The organism is Pseudomonas sp. UMAB-40, from assembly GCF_900095275.1.
Classification (GTDB): domain Bacteria; phylum Pseudomonadota; class Gammaproteobacteria; order Pseudomonadales; family Pseudomonadaceae; genus Aquipseudomonas; species Aquipseudomonas mandelii_B.
In genome coordinates, this window is sequence record NZ_LT607596.1 from 1 (window position 1) to 5888 (window position 5888).

Consider the following 5888-nt stretch of genomic DNA (forward strand, 5'->3'; position numbering starts at 1 on the left):
GCGTGTGTCAGGTTCGCCGTGTAAACAATCGAGCCACCTTCAGCCACCGAATCAGTAGCACTCAAGCTCAACGTCGTGGCGTCCGCGCTGTCGGTCACTTTGGTGACGACGGCCGAGCGGTCGGTATCGAGTTTTTCGAAGTTGCCGCCCGTGCTGTCTGCAATCGCCGCCCGGACCGGCGTGGCGCCGGTGTAGACGTCATTCGGCACGGTGTACGGCGCCGAACCGCTGGACTCGCCGGCCTTGATGTTGATCACCAGACCGTTGTTCAGGGTCACGGTCATGGCCGTGTCGGCAGGATGGCTCAACGTGGCGGTGTAGGTGATCTGACCACCTTCGCCGACGGTGCTCACATCGGCACTGAGCTTGAGCGTGGTGGTATCCACGGTGTCGTTGACGGTGGTGGTGTGCGTGGTCTTGCTGACGTCGAGTTTTTCGAAGTTGCCGCCGTCAGTGCTGGCGATGCCGACGGTGATTTTGCTGCCGTCCTTGTAGACGTCATCGCTCGGCGCCGGGACGGTGATGAAGCCCGACTTGTCGCCGGCCTTGATCACGACGCTCTCGCCGTTGCTCAGTTTGACCGTCATGTCCGTGCCGGCGGCATTGCTGAGGTTGACGGTGTACGTGATGGTGCCGCCCTCGACCACGTAGTCGCTGGCGGTCATGGTCACTTTGGTGGTGTCCAGGGTGTCACTGATGGCGGTCGAGGTCGGGGTCTTGTCGGCGACCAGGTTCTCGTAATTGCCACCCGTGACTTCCTTGATGGCGTTGGTCAGCGGCTCGTGGCCGACCACAGCATCGTTCGGTGCTTTGACGGTGATCGAGGCGTTGCTTTCGCCGACGGCAATGGTGATTTTTTCGCCATTGGACAAGGTTACGACGACGGGCGAACCGGTGACTGGCGCGGTGACGGAAGCGGTGTAGACCACGTTGCCGCCTTCGGCGACAGAGGAAGTTGCCGTCAGACTGACTGTCGACGTATTGATCGTGTCAGTCACTTCAGTAACTGCTGCTGCCGGGCTGGTGACCAGGTTTTCAAAGTTGCCGCCGCTGGCATCCTTGATGGTCGCTTCGACTTTTCCGGCGTCTTTGTAGACGTCATCGGCAGGCGCCTTGACCGTCACGGAGCCGACAGTCGCACCGGTCGCGATGGTAATCACGGCACCGTTCGACAGGTTCACAGTGACCGGGGTGCCGGCAGCATTGGTCAACGTCGCGGTGTAGACAATCGAGCCACCTTCCGCAACCGAGTCGGTAGCGCTCAGGCTGACGGTGGTGGTGTCTGCGGAATCAGTAATCGAGGTGTCTGCCGGCTTGCCGTCGACGTCCAGCTTCTCGTAGTTGCCGCCCTTCGCGTCATCGATTTTGACGCTCAGCGAACCACCGCCCGCCAAGGCGTCGTTCGGCGCAATGAAGTTCACGCTGGCGCTGCTGGCGCCAACCGGAATGGTGATGGTTTGGCCGTTGGACAAGGTCACAACCACCGGCGAGCCGGTCACCGGAGCGGTAACGGACGCGGTGTAAACCACGGTACCGCCTTCGGCCACGCTGCTGTTGGCCGTCAAGCTGACGGTCGATGTATCGACGGTGTCAGTCACATTGGTGACCGCAGCCGCCGGGCTGGAAACCAGGTTTTCGAAATTTCCGCCAGAAGCGTCCTTGATGGTCGCTTCAACTTTACCGGCATCTTTGTAGACGTCATCGGCTGGCGCCTTGACGGTCACGGAGCCGACCGTCGCGCCGGCCGCGATGGTGATCACGGCGCCGTTCGACAGGTTCACGGTGACCGGCGTGCCGGCAGCGTTGGTCAGCGTTGCGGTGTAGACGATCGAGCCGCCTTCAGCCACCGAATCCGAAGCGCTCAGGCTCAGGGTGGTGGTGTCTTTGACATCGGTTATCGAAGTGACCGCCGGGGTTTGGTTCGCCACCAGGTTTTCGTAGTTGCCGCCGGTGGTGCCGTCGATTTTAACGCTCAGCGAACCGCCGCCCGCCAAGGCGTCGTTCGGTGCAACAAAATTCACGCTACCCGAACTGGCGCCGACCGGGATGGTGATGAACTGGCCGTTGGACAACTCAACCACCACCGGCGAACCAGTCACTGGCGCATTGACCGACGCGGTATAAACCACGGTGCCGCCTTCGACCGTGCTGGCCGTGGCGGTCAGGGAGACAGTGCTGTTGTTGATGGTGTCGGTAACGTCGGTGACCGCTGGCGTTTTGTCGGCCACCAGGTTTTCGAAGTTGCCACCGGTAGTCTTGGTGATGCTGGCGTCGACTTTGCCGGCGTCTTTGTAGACGTCATCCTTGGGGGCGGCGAAGTTCACCGAACCGGTGGTGGCGCCCTTGGCGATGTTGATGACCGCGCCGTTGCTCAACGTCACGGTCATTGCAGTGCCAGCGGCATTGGTCAGGGTCGCGGTGTAGACGATCGAACCACCCTCGGCGACCGAACCGGTGGCGCTCAGGCTCAGGCCAGTGGTGTCGGTCGAATCGGTGACGGTGGTGACCGCCGGGGAAGAGTTGGTGACGACTTTTTCGAAGTTGCCGCCGTTGTGGCTGGCAATCGTTGTCTGGATTTTGCCGCCGTCGATGTACGGCGTGTTGGCCGGTGCAGCGAAGTTCACCGAACCGGTGGTGGCGCCGGCGGCGATGTTGATGACTGCGCCGTTGCTCAACTTCACGGTCATCGCCGTGTCCGTCGGGTTGCTCAGGGTGGCGGTGTAGGTGATCTGGCCACCTTCGCTCACGGTGTGGCTGGCCGACAGGGACAGGGACGTCGTGTCCACCGTGTCTTTGACGGTGGTGCTCACGGACGTCTTGCTGATGTCGAGTTTTTCGAAGTTGCCACCGCTGGCGTCCGTCATCTTGACGGTTAGCTTGCCGGCATCCTTGTAGACGTCGTCGCTTGGCGCTGCGACGGTGACCGAACCGCTGGTCTTGCCGGCTGCGATGGTGATGGTCTCGCCGTTGCTCAGCTTGACGGTCACCGGGGTTTGCGCGGCGTTGGTCAGGGTCGCGGTGTAGGTGATGTGCGAACCTTCGAGCACAGACTTGTCTGCGCTGAGGGTCAATTGTGTGGTGTTTGTGGTGTCGGCGACGTTGGTCACGGCCGGATTCGGGCTGGTGACCAGGTTCTCAAAATTGCCGCCAGCGGCGTCCTTGATGGTGACTTCCAGTTTGCCGGCGTCTTTGTAGACGTCGTCTTTCGGCGCGTCGACGGTCACGGTGCCAGTGGTTTTGCCGGCCGCAATGGTGATCACGGCACCGTTGCTCAGGGTCACGGTGACCGGAGTGCCGGCCGGGTTGGTCAGGGTCGCGGTGTAAACGATCGAGCCGCCCTCGTTGACGTTGCCGGTGGCAGTCAGCGACAGGGTGGTGGTGTCGACGGTGTCGGTCACGCTGGTGCTGACCGGGGTTTTATCGGCGACGAGATTTTCGTAGTTGCCACCGCTGACGTTGGTGATCGAATTACTCACCGGCGCGTGGCCGCTCAGCACATCGTTCGAGACCACGGCGTTGACGGTGCCACTGCTGGCGCCGACTGCAATGGTGATGCTCTGACCGTTGGCCAGCGTCACGACCACAGGCGAGCCGGTGACAGGTGCGCCGACCGAGGCGGTGTAAACCACGGTGCCGCCTTCAGCCACGGTGCTTGTGGCGGTCAGCGTGACGGTCGAGGTGTCGAGGGTGTCGGTGACGCTGGTCACCGCTGCGGCCGGGTCCTTGACCAGGTTTTCGAAGTTGCCGCCAGTGGCGTCCTTGATAGTTGCTTCGACTTTGCCAGCGTCTTTGTAGACGTCATCGGCTGGCGCCTTGACGGTCACGGAGCCGCTGGTGGCACCGGCGGCGATGGTGATTACGGCGCCGTTGCTCAGGGTGACGGTGACCGGCGTGCCGGCCGCGTGGGTCAGGTTAGCGGTGTAGACGATCGAGCCGCCTTCGGCCACGGAATCCGTCGCGCTGAGGCTCAGAGTCGTAGCGTCCGCAGAATCAGTTACCGAGGTGTCGGCCGACTTGCCGTCGACATCCAGTTTCTCGTAGTTGCCGCCCTTGGCGTCGTCGATTTTGACGCTCAAGGAGCCGCCGCCCGCCAGGGCATCGTTCGGTGCAACGAAGTTCACGCTGGCACTGCTCGATCCGACCGGGATGGTGATGGTCTGGCCATTCGAAAGGGTTACGACGACTGGCGAACCCGTAACTGGCGCGGTCACGGATGCGGTGTAAACCACGGTGCCGCCTTCGGCGACAGAGGAAGTCGCGGTCAGGCTGACGGTCGAGGTGTTGATGGTGTCGGTGACATCAGTTACCGCTGCCGCTGGGTCTTTGACCAGGTTTTCGAAGTTGCCGCCAGTGGCGTCCTTGATGGTTGCTTCGACCTTGCCGGCGTCTTTGTAGACGTCGTCAGCCGGTGCCTTGACGGTCACGGAACCGGTAGTCGCACCCGCAGCGATGGTGATCACGGCGCCGTTGCTCAGGGTGACGGTCACTGGCGTGCCGGCGGCATTGGTCAGGTTCGCGGTGTAGACGATCGAGCCGCCTTCAGCGACCGAATCGGTTGCTGTCAGGCTAAGCGTGGTGTTGTCGGCCGAGTCGGTGACCGAGGTGTCGGCCGACTTGCCGTCGACATCCAGTTTCTCGTAGTTGCCGCCCTTGGCGTCGTCGATTTTGACGCTCAGCGAACCACCGCCCGCGAGGGCATCGTTCGGCGCAACGAAGTTCACGCTGGCGCTGCTCGAACCGACTGGAATGGTGATGGTCTGGCCGTTCGAAAGGGTTACGACGACTGGCGAGCCGGTCACTGGCGCAGTGACGGACGCGGTGTAAACCACGGTGCCGCCTTCTGCCACGGACGAAGTCGCAGTCAGGCTGACCGTCGACGTGTCGACGGTGTCGGTCACATCGGTAATCGCAGCCGCCGGGTCTTTGACCAGGTTTTCGAAGGTGCCGCCAGTCGCGTCCTTAATGGTCGCTTCGATTTTGCCGGCGTCTTTGTAGACGTCATCGGCCGGTGCCTTGACGGTCACGGAACCACTGGTGGCACCGGCAGCGATGGTGATCACGGCGCCGTTGCTCAGGGTGACGGTCACTGGCGTGCCGGCGGCATTGGTCAGGTTCGCGGTGTAGACGATCGAGCCGCCTTCAGCGACCGAATCGGTTGCTGTGAGGCTAAGCGTTGTGGTGTCAGCCGAATCGGTGACCGAGGTGTCCGCCGATTTACCGTCGACATCCAGCTTCTCGTAATTGCCGCCCTTGGCGTCGTCGATTTTGACGCTCAAGGAGCTGCCGCCCGCGAGGGCATCGTTTGGTGCAACAAAATTCACGCTACCCGAACTTGCGCCAACCGGAATGGTGATGGTCTGGCCGTTGGACAAGGTCACCACAACTGGCGAGCCGGTCACTGGCGCAGTGACGGACGCGGTGTAAACCACAGTGCCGCCTTCAGCCACAGTGGACGTCGCGGTCAAGCTGACGGTCGAGGTATCGAGGGTGTCGGTCACGTCAGTCACTGCCGCAACAGTGCTCGGTACCAGGTTCTCGAAGTTGCCGCCGCTGGCGTCCTGGATGGTCGCTTCGACTTTGCCGGCGTCTTTGTAGACGTCATCGGCAGGCGCTTTGACGGAGACGGAGCCGCTGGTCGCGCCGGCCGCGATGGTGATCACCGCGCCGTTCGAAAGGGTGACGGTGACTGGCGTGCCAGCCGGATTGGTCAGGGTCGCGGTGTACAGAATCTGACCACCTTCGGCCACTTCGGTGGACGCCGACAGGCTCAGGCCGGTGTCGTCCTTCGAGTCGGTAATGGTGGTCAGCGCCGGCTCGGTGCTCGGAGTCAGCTGCTCGAAATTGCCGCCGGTGGTCCCGGTGATGGTGGTGCTGACGGTGCTGCCGTT

General features: G+C 62.3%; 1 protein-coding gene. It reads right to left on the minus strand.

The window, feature by feature from the left end; all coding sequences use genetic code 11:
- Nucleotides 1–5888 (minus strand): immunoglobulin-like domain-containing protein (locus K0F88_RS31840; protein ID WP_374039768.1); only part of this gene is annotated, 5888 nt, incomplete at both ends.